The organism is Paludibacterium yongneupense DSM 18731 (assembly GCF_000422925.1).
In the GTDB taxonomy this organism is placed as follows: Bacteria; Pseudomonadota; Gammaproteobacteria; order Burkholderiales; family Chromobacteriaceae; genus Paludibacterium; species Paludibacterium yongneupense.
Map to the genome: position 1 here is coordinate 40,321 of NZ_KE383962.1, position 14,900 is coordinate 55,220.

The 14,900-nt window shown below is 61.6% G+C and carries 15 protein-coding genes; 8 read left to right on the top strand and 7 right to left on the bottom strand.

Going from position 1 to position 14,900, the window contains the following annotated elements:
• Positions 1-360 carry a dihydroneopterin aldolase gene (gene folB / locus G520_RS0120160; RefSeq protein WP_028537233.1) on the bottom strand — a complete coding sequence of 120 codons (360 nt, stop codon included), beginning with the start codon at positions 358-360 and terminating at the stop codon, positions 1-3.
• A gap of 71 nt (positions 361-431) precedes the next feature.
• On the opposite strand from folB, the gene plsY reads away from it, so the two are divergent.
• Complete coding sequence (plsY, locus tag G520_RS0120165; protein WP_028537234.1) at positions 432-1,052, top strand: glycerol-3-phosphate 1-O-acyltransferase PlsY; 621 nt, start codon at positions 432-434, stop codon at positions 1,050-1,052.
• Between the two features lie 8 nt (positions 1,053-1,060).
• Here the strand turns inward: plsY and G520_RS0120170 are convergent, their stop codons facing one another.
• Positions 1,061-2,020: a histone deacetylase family protein gene (locus G520_RS0120170; protein WP_084637729.1), complete on the bottom strand. Its 960-nt coding sequence runs from the start codon at positions 2,018-2,020 to the stop codon at positions 1,061-1,063.
• 269 nt (positions 2,021-2,289) lie between these two features.
• On the opposite strand from G520_RS0120170, the gene G520_RS23630 reads away from it, so the two are divergent.
• On the top strand, positions 2,290-3,441 hold the full coding sequence (locus G520_RS23630) for an efflux RND transporter periplasmic adaptor subunit (protein WP_051229553.1): 1,152 nt from the start codon (positions 2,290-2,292) through the stop codon (positions 3,439-3,441).
• Complete coding sequence (locus G520_RS0120180; RefSeq protein ID WP_028537236.1) at positions 3,438-5,354, top strand: MacB family efflux pump subunit; 1,917 nt, start codon at positions 3,438-3,440, stop codon at positions 5,352-5,354. The genes G520_RS23630 and G520_RS0120180 overlap by 4 nt, the downstream gene beginning before the upstream one ends.
• A gap of 38 nt (positions 5,355-5,392) precedes the next feature.
• Here G520_RS0120180 and rpoS read toward each other — a convergent pair whose 3' ends face one another.
• The 5 genes from rpoS to nadA form a co-directional block, all read right to left on the bottom strand.
• On the bottom strand, positions 5,393-6,340 hold the full coding sequence (gene rpoS, locus G520_RS0120185; RefSeq protein WP_028537237.1) for an RNA polymerase sigma factor RpoS: 948 nt from the start codon (positions 6,338-6,340) through the stop codon (positions 5,393-5,395).
• A gap of 42 nt (positions 6,341-6,382) precedes the next feature.
• Positions 6,383-7,363: a peptidoglycan DD-metalloendopeptidase family protein gene (locus G520_RS0120190; protein ID WP_246542686.1), complete on the bottom strand. Its 981-nt coding sequence runs from the start codon at positions 7,361-7,363 to the stop codon at positions 6,383-6,385.
• Between the two features lie 190 nt (positions 7,364-7,553).
• On the bottom strand, positions 7,554-8,222 hold the full coding sequence (locus tag G520_RS0120195) for a protein-L-isoaspartate(D-aspartate) O-methyltransferase (RefSeq protein WP_028537239.1): 669 nt from the start codon (positions 8,220-8,222) through the stop codon (positions 7,554-7,556).
• Entirely contained in the window at positions 8,207-8,950 is a 744-nt protein-coding gene (gene surE / locus G520_RS0120200) for a 5'/3'-nucleotidase SurE (protein ID WP_028537240.1), read from the bottom strand. The genes G520_RS0120195 and surE overlap by 16 nt, the downstream gene beginning before the upstream one ends.
• A gap of 122 nt (positions 8,951-9,072) precedes the next feature.
• Entirely contained in the window at positions 9,073-9,990 is a 918-nt protein-coding gene (nadA, locus tag G520_RS0120205) for a quinolinate synthase NadA (protein ID WP_028537241.1), read from the bottom strand.
• A 203-nt stretch (positions 9,991-10,193) separates the two neighbouring features.
• Here nadA and G520_RS0120210 point away from each other — a divergent pair, with 203 nt between their 5' ends.
• From G520_RS0120210 to rplS, 5 genes are all read left to right on the top strand, one after another.
• Positions 10,194-12,869, top strand: coding sequence for a bifunctional acetate--CoA ligase family protein/GNAT family N-acetyltransferase (locus G520_RS0120210; protein WP_028537242.1), 2,676 nt, complete (start codon positions 10,194-10,196; stop codon positions 12,867-12,869).
• A 105-nt stretch (positions 12,870-12,974) separates the two neighbouring features.
• Complete coding sequence (gene rpsP / locus G520_RS0120215) at positions 12,975-13,226, top strand: 30S ribosomal protein S16 (RefSeq protein WP_028537243.1); 252 nt, start codon at positions 12,975-12,977, stop codon at positions 13,224-13,226.
• Between the two features lie 23 nt (positions 13,227-13,249).
• On the top strand, positions 13,250-13,756 hold the full coding sequence (rimM, locus tag G520_RS0120220; protein ID WP_028537244.1) for a ribosome maturation factor RimM: 507 nt from the start codon (positions 13,250-13,252) through the stop codon (positions 13,754-13,756).
• Positions 13,756-14,526, top strand: coding sequence for a tRNA (guanosine(37)-N1)-methyltransferase TrmD (trmD, locus tag G520_RS0120225; RefSeq protein ID WP_028537245.1), 771 nt, complete (start codon positions 13,756-13,758; stop codon positions 14,524-14,526). Before rimM ends, trmD begins: the two co-directional genes overlap by 1 nt.
• Before the next feature lie 2 nt (positions 14,527-14,528).
• Complete coding sequence (gene rplS / locus G520_RS0120230) at positions 14,529-14,891, top strand: 50S ribosomal protein L19 (RefSeq protein WP_028537246.1); 363 nt, start codon at positions 14,529-14,531, stop codon at positions 14,889-14,891.
• Positions 14,892-14,900: the final 9 nt, after the last annotated feature.

Genomic DNA, 14,900 nt, shown 5'->3' on the forward strand with positions numbered 1-14,900 from the left:
TCACTTGGGTCGGTGGCCGCGTTCGATCAGGACGCCGACCTGTCTGACGCCCGGCAGTATGCCGGGCTTGCTGACGGAAACGCGCACCCAGGGTGCGCCGAAGGTGTCGCGGATCAACTGGGCGATGAATTCGGCCAGCGCCTCGATCAGCAGGAAGTGCTGCTCCGCCAGCGCGGTGCGCACGCATTCGGCAACCTGGGCGTAGTGGATGGTGTCGCCGATATTGTCGCTGTGGCAGGCGGTTTCGCTGGGAATCCCGATGTCGAGGTCCAGTTCTATGGTCTGCGGGTTGATCCGCTCCCATTCGTACACGCCGATAATGGTTTCGGCGCGCATCTCGCGCAAGAAAATAATGTCCATCCGTCTGCGGCAGTTGGGGTTTGCCGCCCGATATCGTAAAATCAGAAGTTACCCATTCTAGTGGATATAGCATGACCACGACAGCATTTGCGTTCATCCTTGCCGCGTATCTGATCGGCTCGCTGTCTTTTGCCGTGATCGTCAGCAAGGCGATGGGCATGGCCGATCCACGCAGCTACGGCTCGGGAAATCCCGGCGCGACCAATGTTCTGCGCAGCGGGCGCAAACTCGCGGCGGTGCTGACCTTGCTCGGCGACGGGGTCAAGGGCTGGCTGGCCGTGGCGGTTGCCGGCTGGCTCGGGCCGCGGTACGGTCTCGGCGCCCAGACGGTGGCGCTGGTGGCGCTGGCCGTTCTGATCGGCCATATGTGGCCGGTTTTCTTCGGCTTCAAGGGGGGCAAGGGGGTCGCCACCGCGGTGGGGGTGCTGTTCGGTTTCAATCTTTTGCTGGCGCTTGCCGCGGCCGGCACCTGGCTGTTCATGGCCGTGGTGGTGAGGATCTCTTCGCTGTCAGCCCTGACCGCGGCGGTGCTGGTTCCGGTGTACGCCTATTTCATCGTCGGGCCGCACGATCCGCGTTTCGGCGCCTGCCTGGTCATCGCATTGCTGGTTCTGCAGCGGCACAAGTCCAATCTGGTGAAACTGCTCAGCGGCCAGGAAGGGCGCATCGGCGAAAAGGCCGATCGTCCCTGACAGGACGGTCACCCGTCGGACAGTACCCGGATATGGGCTGTCACGCTGCGTCCCAGCGACGACAGCTCGTATCCGCCTTCGAGTACCGATAGCAGGCGCCCGTGGCAGTACAGATCCGCTATCTGGAGCAGGTGGCGGGTTATCCACTCGTAATCCGCTTCCACCAGTCCCATAGACCCCATATCGTCTTCGCGATGTCCATCGAAACCGGCCGACACGAACAGCATCTGCGGCTGAAATTCGTGCAGAGCAGGCAGCCAGACGTTTTCCACCACTTCCCGCACTTCTCGTCCGCCGCTGCCCGCGCGTAGCGGCACGTTGCGCATATTCGTCCCCAGGGGCTTGTCGCCACAGTAGGGGTAGAACGGGTGCTGGAAAATCGAAACCATCATCACGCGCGGATCGTCGTGAAAAATCTCCTCGGTGCCGTTGCCGTGATGCACGTCGAAGTCGACGATCGCGACCCGTTCCAGTTTGTGCTCGGTCAGGGCGTGTGCAACACCGATCGCCAGATTGTTGTAGAAGCAGAAGCCCATGGCCTTGCCGCTTTCCGCGTGATGTCCGGGCGGGCGGATTGCGCAGAAGGCATTGGGTACCTTGCCCTCGCATACGAGATCGACTCCATGGACCACGGCGCCTGCTGCCCGGCGTGCCGCCTTCAGCGTGCCGGGCGACATGGCGGTATCGGGGTCGATACGGTAGGTGCCTACATGCGGCGCACAGGCTTCCAGATACTCGACATAGCTAGGCGGATGAACGCGCGCCAACTGTTGATCGGTGACTTCCGGCGCTTCGATTTCCTGGAGTCCGTCGAAAATCTGGGATGCCATCAACTGGTCGCGAATGGCGGTCAAGCGCTCCGGGCACTCGGGGTGGCCGGTGCCCATATTGTGTTGCAAGCAGTCGGGGTGGCTAATGTAGGCGGTCAGGCCGGTGCGATGCCAGCGGGTTTTCAGCCAGGTGAACACGTGCGCTTCCTTAGTACGAGCGAAATTTATGACCTTTTAATAAACAGTAGCCGATCCAGGCATAAATTCCAACTGCCGCCCTGTCCAAGCATGGGTATTTCGATGCTGCACTGCAATAAATATAGGGCTTGCAAGCATGTTCCAATTATATGCCATTTGTATTAAATATAATTAATAAGGGAGAACGAAATAAATTTTGCAAAGTCATAGGTGAGTGCAGTGACAGCCCGCTCAACCGGCGGGAAGGCTGTGCAGGGAGAGTCCGAACGATGCGTGTGCTTTATCGGGGGTGGGGGCGGCCGAAAATCCTCGTTCCGGTCCTCATTCCGGTTCTGGCGGCCGTTGCGCTTGCCGGATGGCGCCTGGCGCAAACGCCGCCTGCCGTTGTCAGAACGGAAGTTGTCGGGCGCGGCCACATCGAGGACGTCGTGCTTGCCAGCGCCGTCATGTGGCCATGGAGCCAGCTCGATGTCGGCGCCCAGGTCAGTGGCCAGCTCAGGAGGCTCAATGTCGAACCCGGGCAGAAGGTGCGGCGTGGAGAACTGCTGGCCGAGATCGATCCCGTGCTGGCGGCCAACGAACTAAAAGTGTCGGCCAGCGTGCTGACCGGGCAGCGGGCGCAGCGCGCAGGCAAACTGGCCCAGTGGCAGCAGGCGGCGGCCGAGGCTGCGCGGCAGAGCCGCCTGCTGGCCGGGGACCATACTTCACATCGCGAAGCTGAAAGCGCGCAGGCGGCTGCGGCTGCGCTGCATGCCGAGATCGCGGCACTCGATGCCGCCATCGCGCAGACCCGGGTCCGTATCGATTCGAATCGCACCTCGCTGGCCTATACCCGGATTGTGGCGCCAATCGACGGCGAAGTGCTCACCGTTTCGACCCAGCAAGGGCAGACCGTGATCGCCGCGCAGCAGGCGCCTACCATCCTGCGCCTGGCCGACCTCAGCCGGATGAAGGTGCGGGCACTGGTCTCGGAGGCCGATATCATGCGCATCCGTCCCGGCCTCAAAGTGTATTTCAGTATGCTCGGGACGCCTGAGCAGCGGCAGTACGCGGTCCTGCAGCAGATCCTGCCGGCTCCGGAGAAGATCAATAACGCGATGTTCTACCACGCCGTGTTCCATGTCGCCAATCCGGACGGCCGTTTTCGCAGCGAGATGTCGGTACAGGTCGGCATCGTTCTGGCCGAAGCTGCCGGAGCATTGCTCGTCCCGACTTCGGCGCTGGAGGGAGGGGCGGGCGATTACCGGGTCAGGGTGAAGGGGGCAGACGGGCGGATAGAAAGTCGCAAGGTCAAGCCCGGCATCCGGGCGCCGATGCGGACCCAGATCCTCGCCGGCGTGGCTGAAGGCGAGCATGTGGTCGTGCCCGAGCCTGCTGAACAGGGGGTTGGCATCAGCGTAAGCATGGGGGCGGGCGCATGACGGTGCCGCTGATGCAGCTGCAGGCGGTCGGCCGCCGTTACGACGAGGCCGGCCCGGATGCGCTTGCCGGAATCGATCTCGCGATAGCCCGTGGCGAGATGGTGGCCATCGTCGGCGCTTCCGGCTCCGGCAAGTCGACCTTGATGAATATTCTCGGCTGCCTTGATCGCCCGAGCCGCGGCCGCTATCTCGTCGATGGCTGCGATGTCGGAGCCCTCGATGCGGACGGGCTCGCGCGTCTGCGCCGCGAGCATTTCGGGTTTGTCTTTCAGCGCTATCACCTTCTGACACGGCTCTCCGCTCTCGAGAATATCGCGTTGCCGGCGAGCTATGCGGGCGGGGCGCGGCGGCTGCGGCAGGAGCGCGCGCACGGGCTGCTCCAGCGCTTTGGGCTGGGCGGCCTCGGCAACAGACGGCCGAGCGAGTTGTCGGGGGGACAGCAGCAGCGCGTCAGCATCGCGCGCGCGCTGATGAACGGCGGCCGGGTGATTCTGGCCGATGAGCCGACCGGCGCACTGGACAGTCGCAGCGGGCGGCAGGTGATGGCGATATTGCATGAACTGCACGGCGCCGGGCATACCGTTATTCTGGTCACGCATGATCCAGGTCTGGCGGCACAGGCTCAGCGCGTGATCGAGATGCGCGACGGGCGCATCGTATCCGACAGCGGCACGCGGGTGTCGCCCGCGCGGTCGGCCTGCGCGGACGTGCCGCCGGAGGCCGACCGCGGGTACTGGGGAGAGGCCGTGCGCGGGGCCGTCGCCGCGCTGGCTGCCCATCGCCTGCGCTCCGCGCTGGCGACGCTGGGCATCAGCATCGGCATTGCCGCGGTCGTCGCCATCGTGGCGCTGGGCGCTGGAGCACGCAAATACGTGCTCGACGATATCCGTTCGATAGGCAGCAATACCCTGTACGTCAACCGGGGAGGGGATTTCGGCGATGACAGGGCCGCTGGCGTGCGCACCTTTCTTCCCGGCGACCTCAAGGCGCTGGCGGGTGAGCCCTGGGCTGCCAGTGCGACGCCCGTGACGATGCGGACACTGCGTCTGCGCTATCGCGAGCGGGATTTCAATGGGCAGGTCTACGCCGTTGCGGCCGACGGCTTTCTCTCGTCCGGAATGGCGCTCGTTGCCGGGAGGGGGCTTGTCCATGAGGATGTTTCCCGCCTGGCACAGGTTGCCGTCATCGACGACAACACGCGCCGCCGCGTGTTTGGCGAGGGCAGGGCGGTGCTGGGGCAAGCCGTGATGGTCGGCGGCATGCCGGCCACGGTCGTGGGGGTTGTGCGCACGCGCGACGAGTACCGTCCCGAGCTTCAGGTCTGGCTGCCGTATACTACGGCGGCTGCGCGTCTGTTCGGGCAGGACTTCTTCGACAGCTTGACTGTACGCGTCGCGGCGGATGTTCCTGCCGCTCTGGCCGAGCGCAGGCTGGAGCAGCTGCTGACCCGCCTGCACGGACGCAAGGACTTCTTCATCTTCAATATGGACCGTGTCGTGAAGCAGATGGAAAACACCACGCGCACGCTGACCTTGCTGCTGTCGCTGCTTGCGCTGATCGCCTTGGTCGTTGGCGGCATCGGCGTAATGAACATCATGCTGGTGTCTGTCAGCGAACGGACACATGAGATCGGCATCCGCATGGCCGTTGGCGCGCGCCAAAGCGATGTGCGCAGACAGTTCTTGATCGAAGCGGTGCTGGTCTGCCTGATCGGCGGCGTGATCGGGATCGCTCTGGCCTTTGCGGCCGGCCAGGCATTTTCGCTCTTCGTCAGTAAATGGCGAATGATCTACAACTGGCAGGTCGTGGCGCTTGCTTTCGTCTGCGCGAGCCTGATCGGGCTTGGCTTCGGTTATCTGCCCGCGCGCAAGGCGGCACGGATGGACCCGGTGCAGGCGCTCGCCAGGGAGTGATGGGGCGGAGGGCCTGAGCCCCCCGCGTGTGCTGCGAACTACAACAGAAAGTCCTTGGAGATGCCCTTGCGCCGCAGGATCCGGCGCAGTTGTTCGAGGCCTTCTATCTGAATCTGCCGCACGCGTTCGCGCGTCAGGTTCAGGGCCGAAGCCAGTTCTTCGAGGGTGCTGATTTCATGCCCGTTGAGGCCGTAGCGCCGTTCGATGACCAGGCGTTGTTTCTCGTTGAGCTGCCCCATCCATTCCTGGACAAAGTGCTCAAGCTGATTGTTGTGGAGCTGGATTTCCGGTTCGTCGTGCTGATCGTCCGGAATCGATTCGCCGATCGACAGCATCGGGTCGATATCGAGGGGGGCATCCAGCGAAGCCATGCGTTCGTTGAGGTTCATGACCCTGCGCACGTCCTCGACCGGCCTTCCGACCTGGTGGGCGATTTCATCGAGCGTCGGCTCGCGGCCCATCTGGCTCTCGAGATGGCGCGATGCGCGCAGGTATACGTTCAGTTCCTTGATGACGTGAACCGGCAGCCGTATGGTACGCGACTGGTTCATGATGGCGCGTTCGATGCTTTGCCGTATCCACCAGGTTGCATAGGTGGAAAAACGGAATCCGCGTTCCGGATCGAACTTCTCCAGCGCGTGCATCAGGCCGATGTTGCCTTCTTCGATCAGATCGAGCAGGGCCAGGCCGCGATTGATGTAATGCTTGGCGATATTCACCACCAGTCGCAGATTGTGCTCGATCATTTTTTGCCGGGCGGCGAATTCCCCGGCGACCACGCGCCTCGCCAACGCCAGTTCTTCCGGCGGCGTCAAAAGCGCATTGCTGCCGATGTCGTTGAGGTAAATCTGGGTGACATCGGCTACCTCGTCGTGCTGCGCGAAAGTCTCGGTGCTTTCTTCGCTTTCGCTCTCGCTGTGGGCTTCTTCGACAGCCTCTTCTTCAGCGACTTCCTCTTCTTCAAGGATTTCGAGATCGTTGCTCATTTCATCTTCCCCCGCCTGTTTAGCCCGCGGGGTGAGTTCCCGCTAAGGCCTGCTCTCCAGGTATTGCATTGGATCGACCGGGATACCGAAACGACGGACCTCGAAGTGCAGCTTGACCTGGTCGGCGTCGGTATTGCCCATCTTGGCGATCTTCTGCCCTTTTTTGACTGTTTGACCCTCCTTTACCAGAAGCTGACTGTTATGTGCATATGCCGAGAGGTAGGTTTTGTTGTGTTTGATAATGATAAGCTTGCCATACCCTCGTAAACCGTTGCCGCTGTATACCACCGTGCCATCACCCGCAGCCACGACGGCCTGGCCTGGGGTGCCACCAATGTCGATACCTTTATTGCTGTCCGAGTAGCCGCGTAGAACCTTGCCATCGGTCGGCCACAACCAGTTCAGCTTGTCGTCGCTGCCGCTTTGCGGCGCGCTGCTATCGTTTTTGCTCTTGGGTGAAGGCAGGACGATGGTCGTGCGCGCCGGCGAACTGGCTGTCGCCGGGATCGTCGTGGCGTGCGCGGTCGTCGTCCGCTCGCTGCTGCGTCCTTCGCTCTGGGCGGCCAGGCTGCGCCGCGCCTCTTCAGAGTAAGGCAACTTCAGTGCCTTCGGGTAATTCTTGACGTTAGCATCTGCCGATGATGCCGGCGCTACCGTCGTCGTTGCCGCCGCGGCGGCAGCCGGAGCCGTCTGAGCGGGCGCAGCTGGCGCAACGGGTGCCTGGCCTTCGCCATCCGGCGGCGTCAGCCGCAATACTTGTCCCACCTTGATGGTGGTGTCGCTCATATTGTTCCAGGCCGCGACCTGTTGGTATTTGAGGCCGTGGTTGAGCGAGATGCGGAACAGATTCTCGCCCGGTTGCACTACATGCGTCTTTTCGTGCCTGTCGGTCGCGGACGCCGCCAGCGGGCTGGCCCTGACCGGAGCGACGGCCTGATACGGTGCCGTCTGCGCGTTGCCGTCGGCCTGCGTACGCACCGCAGGCGGCGCGGTCCTGGTGCTGACCGCGGCACCCGATTCCACGGGGGCCGCCTGTTGCACGAAGCTGCTGCAGCCGCTCAGCAAGGGGAGAGCGATACCCGCAGCAATGCAAATGTTCCAATGGAGTCTTTTACCCATTTGTAGAATTTTATAAGCCAGTTGGTTCGATTTGTAAATTGTCAGACAATAAGATCCTGTCGTTTAGACGGTAAATCTTATAGATCAGTGTGTTTTAGTTGCGGCCCGGCAACAACGGCACGAATTTGACCGGATCGAGCCGGGTTTTCTGCAGTCCCTGCGGGGTATTCTCGATATGCCACAGGTGCTGCTCTGCATCGCCCATCGGCATGATCAGGCGGCCGCCGGCGGCTAGTTGCGCGATGAGGGCCTCCGGTACGGCGCGGGCCGCCGCCGTCATGATGATGCCGTCGAATGGCGCGGCTTCCGGCAGGCCGAAGTGGCCGTCGCCATGCACGAGCCGCGCGTGGACCAGCCGCGCCGCACGCAGGTTCTGTCTTGCTTTGTCCAGTAAAGCGCCGAGACGTTCAATCGAAAACACATCGACTCCCAATTTAAGCAGCACCGCGGTCTGATAGCCGCAGCCGGTTCCTATTTCAAGAATCTTGCCGCCATGCTTGCCCGCAAGCAGCAATTCGGACATGCGAGCCACGGTCAACGGTTGCGAGATGGTCTGGGCATGCCCGATGGGCAGCGATACATCGTCATAGGCCCGGGTCGCCAGGGCCTGATCGACAAACAGATGACGCGGCACCTCGTACATGGCTGCCAGGACACGCTCGTCCTTGATGCCCGCCTGACGCAGGCGGTCGACCATACGCATGCGCGTACGATCGGAAAGCATGCCGTAATCCTGACGCTGAGGAGTCAGCCGTGCAGCCATGTATTGATTCCATCCAGTTGGCCATATGCTGTCAGGTCCAGCGACAGCGGCGTGATCGAGACCGTGTTGTTGGCGAGCGCCCAGAAGTCGGTCCCTTCTCTGGAATCTTGCGCCGCACCCACCGGGCCCACCCAGTATACCGTTTCGCCGCGCGGATTCATTGCTTTGATCACGGGTTCCGCCTGATGGCGACGACCGAGTCGGGTCACGCTCATGCCCCTGATCATCTCATAGGGTATGTCGGGCACGTTGACGTTGAGCAGAACCGGGGTGGTCAGCGGTTTGCGCCGGATATGGGCGAGCAGGTCTTCCACCACCCGGCCCGCGGTCGCGAAGTGTTCGCCGCTATGCCCTGCCAGCGATACCGCGATCGAAGGAATGCCGAGCAGGAAGCCCTCGGTGGCTGCGGCCACCGTACCCGAGTACAAGGTGTCTTCGCCGGCATTGGCGCCGTGGTTGATTCCGGCGAAAACCATATCGGGTCTTTCGTCGAGCAGGCCGGTGACCGCCAGGTGCACGCAATCCGTCGGGGTGCCGTTGACATAGTTAAAGCCGGAGGCGGATTGACGCAGGCGCAAGGGGCGATCCAGGGTCAGCGAGTTACTGGCGCCGCTGCGGTCCTGTTCCGGGGCCACAACGATGATCTCGCCATGGGAGGAGAGGGTCTGAGCCAGCATGGCCAGCCCGGGAGCAAAATAGCCATCATCGTTGCTGATCAAAAATTTCATGCGTTCTTATCCTGATGTATTGCGAGATTGTAGCTCCGGGTGTGAGGCGGCGAAACCGTGAAACGCGGAACCAAAAAAAACCCGCCAGGTCTCAGGCGGGTTTTTGGGGGGGCAGGCTGGTCTCAGGCATAGTAGCGGGCGCTGAATTCGAGCATGCGTTCGATCGGCGCGCGCGCGCTCGCCATTTCGGACTCGCCCAGATAGTCGATGAGCAAGCCATCGCCCTGCTGCGCGCGTTTGACCGCCTCGACCGTATTCATCTTCATATAAGGACAGGAATTGCACTGGCAGCCGGCATAGATCGGTGCCTGGCGCAGGTCGAGGTCGGGCCGGGCCAGGCCCATGTTGTACAGGATGCCGTCTTCGGTGGCGACGAAAATGACGTCGGTCGTGCTGCCCTGATACTCGCGCACCCAGTTGAGCATGCCCGAGGTCGAGCCGACATAGCCGGCGCGCTTGAGTACGGGGAGCGGGCTTTCCGGGTGCGCGATCAGGTGCGCGGCTCCTGAGACAGCACCGAGCGCCTCGTCCAGAGCGGCTTCATTGAAGCGGTCGTGGACTTCGCATACGGCAGACCACAGGGGCATGTCGTAACCGTATTGGAAGTTCAGGTATGCGCCCATATTCCGGTCAGGGGAGAAGATGACTTGCTTGCCCTCTGCGTAGAGGTGCGCAATGATGTCATCGACATTGCGGCTGGTGACGATCCAGTCCGACAGCGCCTTGTGCTCGGCGCTGGAGTTTATATAGGAGACGTGAACGTGGTCGGGATAACTGTTGCGCCACTTCTTCAGGGCCGCAACATCCGTCTGCGTGACCAGCGAACAGGTCGAACCGGCATCCGGTAGAATGACCTTCGCCGCTGGATTCAGTATCTTGGCGGTTTCCGCCATGAAGCGCACCCCGGCAAAAACGATGACATCGGCGTCCGCTTCGCGAGCGAACAGGGATAGCTCCAGGCTGTCGCCGACCTTGTCGGCCATTTGCTGGATTTCCGGTTGGGTGTAATAGTGTGCGAGTGTGACGACACGTTTCGTCATGGTCGGTTTGCTCCTGTCGCGGCATGGCGCGGCAGCTATAAATGATTGTTGCCGAACATGAAAGAGTAACAATAATGCCGACATTGCGCTACAGGATAATCGTCTGCCGCGATCGCGCGGGCCGGGCGGCGCCGCTCGGTTAGCGGCGTGTTCCGGGCGCGGCTTCGCCAGCCGTTTCGCTTTCCAGCATTGGGATGAGTGCCATGAAACCGCATTATCTGACCCCGCTGTTCTCCCCGCGCAATGTAGCCGTCGTTGGCGCCAGCGATACGCCCGGTTCGATAGGGCAGGCCGTGTTCGCCAATTTGCTGGCAGGCAATTTCCAGGGCCATCTGTACCCGGTCAACCTGAACCACAAGGTGGTCGGCGGCATGCTGGCCCAGTCCTCGGTGCGCGCCATCGAGGGGCCGCTGGATATGGTGGTGATAACCACCGCGTTGCGCACCCTGCCTTCGATCATGAAGGACTGCGGGAAGAAAGGGGTGGCGGCGGTGCTGCTGGCCAAGGAGTTCGCCGACAGCTTGCGACTTGAGCGCGAGTATCTCGACGAGTCGTTGCGAATTGCGCGCCAGTACGGCATCCGGGTGCTGGGACCGAATGTCTTCGGATTGATCCGCCCGGTGGCCGGCTTCAACGCCAGCAACTATGTCAGCCCGGTCCGCCCGGGCAATCTGGCGCTGGTATCGCAGTCAAGCGCGCTGTGTACCGCCATGCTGGACTGGGCGGAAAGCCAGGATATCGGGTTTTCCAGCGTGGTGTCGGTGGGGGAGGCGCTCGATGTCGATTTCGGTGAAATCCTCGATTATCTGGTAGCTGACAGCTTTACCCAGGGTATTTTGTTGCATATCCACCACATTCACGATGCACGGCGCTTCATGAGCGCCTTGCGCTCGGCGGCACGCACCAAGCCGGTTGTCGTAATCAAGTCAGGGCGCTATGAGGACGACATAACCGGCCTCACCCACGCCAGCAATCTGGTCGCCAGCGGCGATGTTTTTGACTCCGCGCTGGCGCGCGCCGGGGTACTGCGCGTCAGTACCTTCGCGCAGTTGTTCACCGCCGCGCGCGTACTGGCAGCCAACTACCGCGTCCAGGGGCGAAGGCTCGCCATCGTGACCAATGGTGCCGGTCCCGGCGTGCTGGCGGCCGACAGCGTTGTCAGCTACGGACTGGAACTTGCGCGCTTGAGCGCGCCCACCCTCGAATTGCTGAACCAGGTGCTCCCGCGCAACTGGTCGGGAAAGAATCCGCTCGACATCATCGGAGATGCGAGCCCGATGCGTTTTCGTACTGCCGCCAAAGCCTGTCTGGATGACCCGCAGGTCGATGGGGTGCTGGTGATTTTCACACCGCAAGCCGGTACCGATCATCAGACCACCGCTCAATTGATGGTCGGTCTGCAGCGCGAGTCGAGCAAGCCGCTGCTGTTGTCCTGGCTCGGCGATTCCAAGGTGTCATCCAGTCGGGAACTGTTCGCCAAGGCGCACTCGGCCCATTTCAACGCGCCCGAACTCGCGATCGAAGTGTTCCGTAATTTGGCCGCCTACCATCATAATCAGCAACTGCTGTTGCAGACCCCGGGGCCGTTGGACAGCAAGCGTGAGCAACCCGATATCGAGCGCGCGCGCGCGCTCATTTCGCGGGCGCTGGCCGAGGGGCGCAACATTCTCTCCGAGCGTGAATCGAAGCAACTGCTGGCAACGTTCAATATTCCGGTGAATCCTACCGTGCTCGCGCACACTGCCGACGAAGCCGCCGTGCAGGCGGCCTCAATTTCCTACCCGGTGGTGCTCAAGATCGATTCGCCGGATATCTTTTACAAGTCGGATGTCGGCGGGGTGGAACTGAACATCAGCAACGAAGCGACGTTGCGTACGGCGTTCGCCGACATCATCGAGCGCACGCGACAGGCGCGTCCCGATGCCCGGATCGAAGGGGTGTCGGTGCAGCCTATGCACCGGCGCCGTTTTGCGCGTGAGATCATGGTCGGTGTGTCGCATGACAGAGTGTTCGGTCCGGTCATAACCTTCGGGGCTGGCGGCATCGCGGTCGAAGTGATGCAGGACCGCGCTCTGGCCTTGCCGCCGCTGAACGATTATCTGGTCAACTACATGATCAGCCGCACCCGTGTGAGCCGGCTGCTCGGTCCGTTCAAGAATATGCCCCCGGCGGATCGCCCGGCTCTGGAGGCCGTCCTGCTGCATGTCTCCGAGATGGTGTGTGAGTTGCCTGAAATACGCGAGATGGATATCAATCCACTGCTGGCCGATGAGCACGGAGTGATCGCGCTTGATGCGCGCATCATCGTCGAGCCGGCTCGGCCGGACAGGAAACGCTATGGGCACATGGCCATCATGCCGTATCCCTCGCATATGGCAAAAACGCTGGCGCTGGATGACGGTACGCCGGTCACCATCCGTCCTGTACGGCCCGAGGACGCGCAGATGCAGCAGGCTTTCGTGCGCGAATTGTCGGAAGAAAGCCGCTACAACCGCTATATGTCGAGCATCAAGCAGCTGTCGCAAAGCATGTTGGTGCGTTTCACGCAGCTGGATTATGACCGCGAGATGGCACTGGCCATGATTCACGAGGCGGATGGTGTCGAAGAACAGATGGCGGTGGCGCGCTTTATCACCGATCCAGACAACGAAGGCTGCGAATTCGCCCTGGAGGTGGCCGATCGCTGGCAAGGTCACGGCATCGGCAACGTTTTGATGGAAGCCCTGTTCAATGCCGCGCGGGAGCAGGGGCTGAAAGTGATGCGGGGCGAGGTACTGGCCGGCAACAAGGGCATGCTGAAACTGATGCGCAAGCTGGGCTTCAGCGTAGAGGTTCACCCCGAAGACCGCTCGCTCACTATCGTCACCAAGCCTCTTTGACCGTATATCGGGGGAATCTCGCAATAAGCGCTTGCCAGATAAGGGAAAACTGCCCTAAAATCGTGGGCTTTTCTACGATCCCGTTTTTATCAAGGACAATCGACAATGGTAGTGATTCGTCTGGCACGCGGCGGCTCCAAGAACCGTCCGTTCTACAATATCGTGGTGACCGATTCGCGCAACCGTCGTGACGGCCGCTTCATCGAACGCCTTGGCTTCTACAATCCGGTTGCCAACGACAAGGAAGAACGCGTTCGCGTTGCCCTGGATCGTGTTAACCACTGGGTTAACGTCGGCGCCCAACTGTCCGATACCGTCGCTCGTCTGCTCAAAGAGCAGCCGGCCGTCGCAGCCTGATTCCGTCGCCGGAAGCAGGGCACATGCGCAACGACGAGCTCGTGGTAATGGGGTTTGTGCGTGGCGCTTTTGGTGTCCGCGGCTGGGTCAAGGTCCAGGCCGACACCGAATATGCCGACAGCCTTTTCGACTATCCGGTCTGGTGGCTGGGTAAGGGCGAAGACTGGCGGCCATATGCATTTGAAGAAGGCGCCGTTCATACCAAAGGCCTTGCGGCCCGGTTGAAAGGTGTCGAGGGCCGCGAAGCGGCCGAAGCGATGCGCGGCATGCAGATTGCCGTTCCGCGCAGCGAACTGCCTCCTCCTGACGAAGACGAATACTACTGGGCCGATCTGATCGGTCTTGAAGTGTTCAATGCCGACGGCGTACGCCTCGGTAGTGTCAGTGAACTGATGGAGACCGGCGCCAACGATGTATTGGTGGTCGACGATGGCGATAGCCGCCGGCTGATCCCCTTCGTCGATGCCGTCGTCGGTAGCGTCGATCTCGAAGCCCGCCGCATTGAGGTGGACTGGGGTGTCGACTACTGATGCAGATCGATGCGATTTCGCTTTTCCCCGACATGTTCGACGCGGTAACGCGTGCGGGCGTAAGTCGGCGGGCCCTGGAACTGGGGCTGTGGGGGTTTGCAGCGTGGAATCCGCGTGATTTCACCGAGGACAACCATCGCACCGTCGACGACCGGCCTTACGGGGGCGGTCCGGGAATGGTGATGTTGAGCGAGCCGCTGGAGAAGTCCATCGCGGCGGCGCGGCTACGACAGCAAGCCGCAGGCGTTGTTGCCAGTCATGTGGTGTATCTGTCGCCGCAAGGCCGCCCGCTCGACCATGCCAAAGTGGTGGAGCTGTCGCAGCGCCCGGGACTCGTTCTGCTGTGCGGACGATACGAGGGCATAGACGAGCGGCTGGTGGCGAGCCACGTCGACGAGGAAATCTCGATTGGCGATTTCGTGCTCTCGGGCGGGGAATTGCCGGCGATGACTGTGATCGACGCCATTGTCCGACTCCTCCCCGGCGCGCTGAACGATGCGCTGTCGGCGGTAGAGGATTCGTTTGTCGACGGCCTTCTCGATTGCCCGCATTACACCCGACCCGAAGAATACAAGGGCATGCGGGTGCCGGATGTGTTGTTGTCCGGCAATCATGCCCTGATCGCCAAATGGCGACTCAAGCAGTCCCTCGGCAGGACGTGGCAGCGACGCCCCGATCTGCTGGCGGGGCGCAGTTTGACAAAACAGGAGTCTCGGCTGCTGGCTGAGTACCAGCAGGAACAAGACTCCGCAAAACATCAGGAGCTTTAAACATGGATCTGATCCAGAAACTTGAGCAAGAAGAAATTGCCCGTCTGGGCAAAACCATTCCCGAATTCGCGCCGGGCGATACCGTTATCGTTCAGGTAAAGGTGAAGGAAGGCAACCGCGAGCGTCTGCAGGCTTACGAAGGTGTGGTGATCGCCAAGCGTAACCGCGGCCTGAACAGCGCCTTCATCGTACGCAAGATGTCCGCTGGCGAAGGCGTGGAACGTACGTTCCAGACCTACTCCCCGCTGCTGGCCACCATCGAAGTGAAGCGCCGCGGCGACGTACGTCGCGCCAAGCTGTACTATCTGCGTGGCCGTACCGGCAAGTCCGCACGTATCAAGGAAAAGCTGTCGTTCAAGAAGTAATCTTGCAAC

Coding starts and splice junctions, on each gene's coding strand:
- folB (WP_028537233.1), bottom strand. CDS start 360: ATGGACATTATTTTCTTGCGCGAGATGCGCGCCGAAACCATTATCGGC.
- plsY (WP_028537234.1), top strand. CDS start 432: ATGACCACGACAGCATTTGCGTTCATCCTTGCCGCGTATCTGATCGGC.
- G520_RS23630 (WP_051229553.1), top strand. CDS start 2,290: ATGCGTGTGCTTTATCGGGGGTGGGGGCGGCCGAAAATCCTCGTTCCG.
- G520_RS0120180 (WP_028537236.1), top strand. CDS start 3,438: ATGACGGTGCCGCTGATGCAGCTGCAGGCGGTCGGCCGCCGTTACGAC.
- rpoS (WP_028537237.1), bottom strand. CDS start 6,340: ATGAGCAACGATCTCGAAATCCTTGAAGAAGAGGAAGTCGCTGAAGAA.
- G520_RS0120195 (WP_028537239.1), bottom strand. CDS start 8,222: ATGGCTGCACGGCTGACTCCTCAGCGTCAGGATTACGGCATGCTTTCC.
- surE (WP_028537240.1), bottom strand. CDS start 8,950: ATGAAATTTTTGATCAGCAACGATGATGGCTATTTTGCTCCCGGGCTG.
- nadA (WP_028537241.1), bottom strand. CDS start 9,990: ATGACGAAACGTGTCGTCACACTCGCACACTATTACACCCAACCGGAA.
- G520_RS0120210 (WP_028537242.1), top strand. CDS start 10,194: ATGAAACCGCATTATCTGACCCCGCTGTTCTCCCCGCGCAATGTAGCC.
- rpsP (WP_028537243.1), top strand. CDS start 12,975: ATGGTAGTGATTCGTCTGGCACGCGGCGGCTCCAAGAACCGTCCGTTC.
- rimM (WP_028537244.1), top strand. CDS start 13,250: ATGCGCAACGACGAGCTCGTGGTAATGGGGTTTGTGCGTGGCGCTTTT.
- trmD (WP_028537245.1), top strand. CDS start 13,756: ATGCAGATCGATGCGATTTCGCTTTTCCCCGACATGTTCGACGCGGTA.
- rplS (WP_028537246.1), top strand. CDS start 14,529: ATGGATCTGATCCAGAAACTTGAGCAAGAAGAAATTGCCCGTCTGGGC.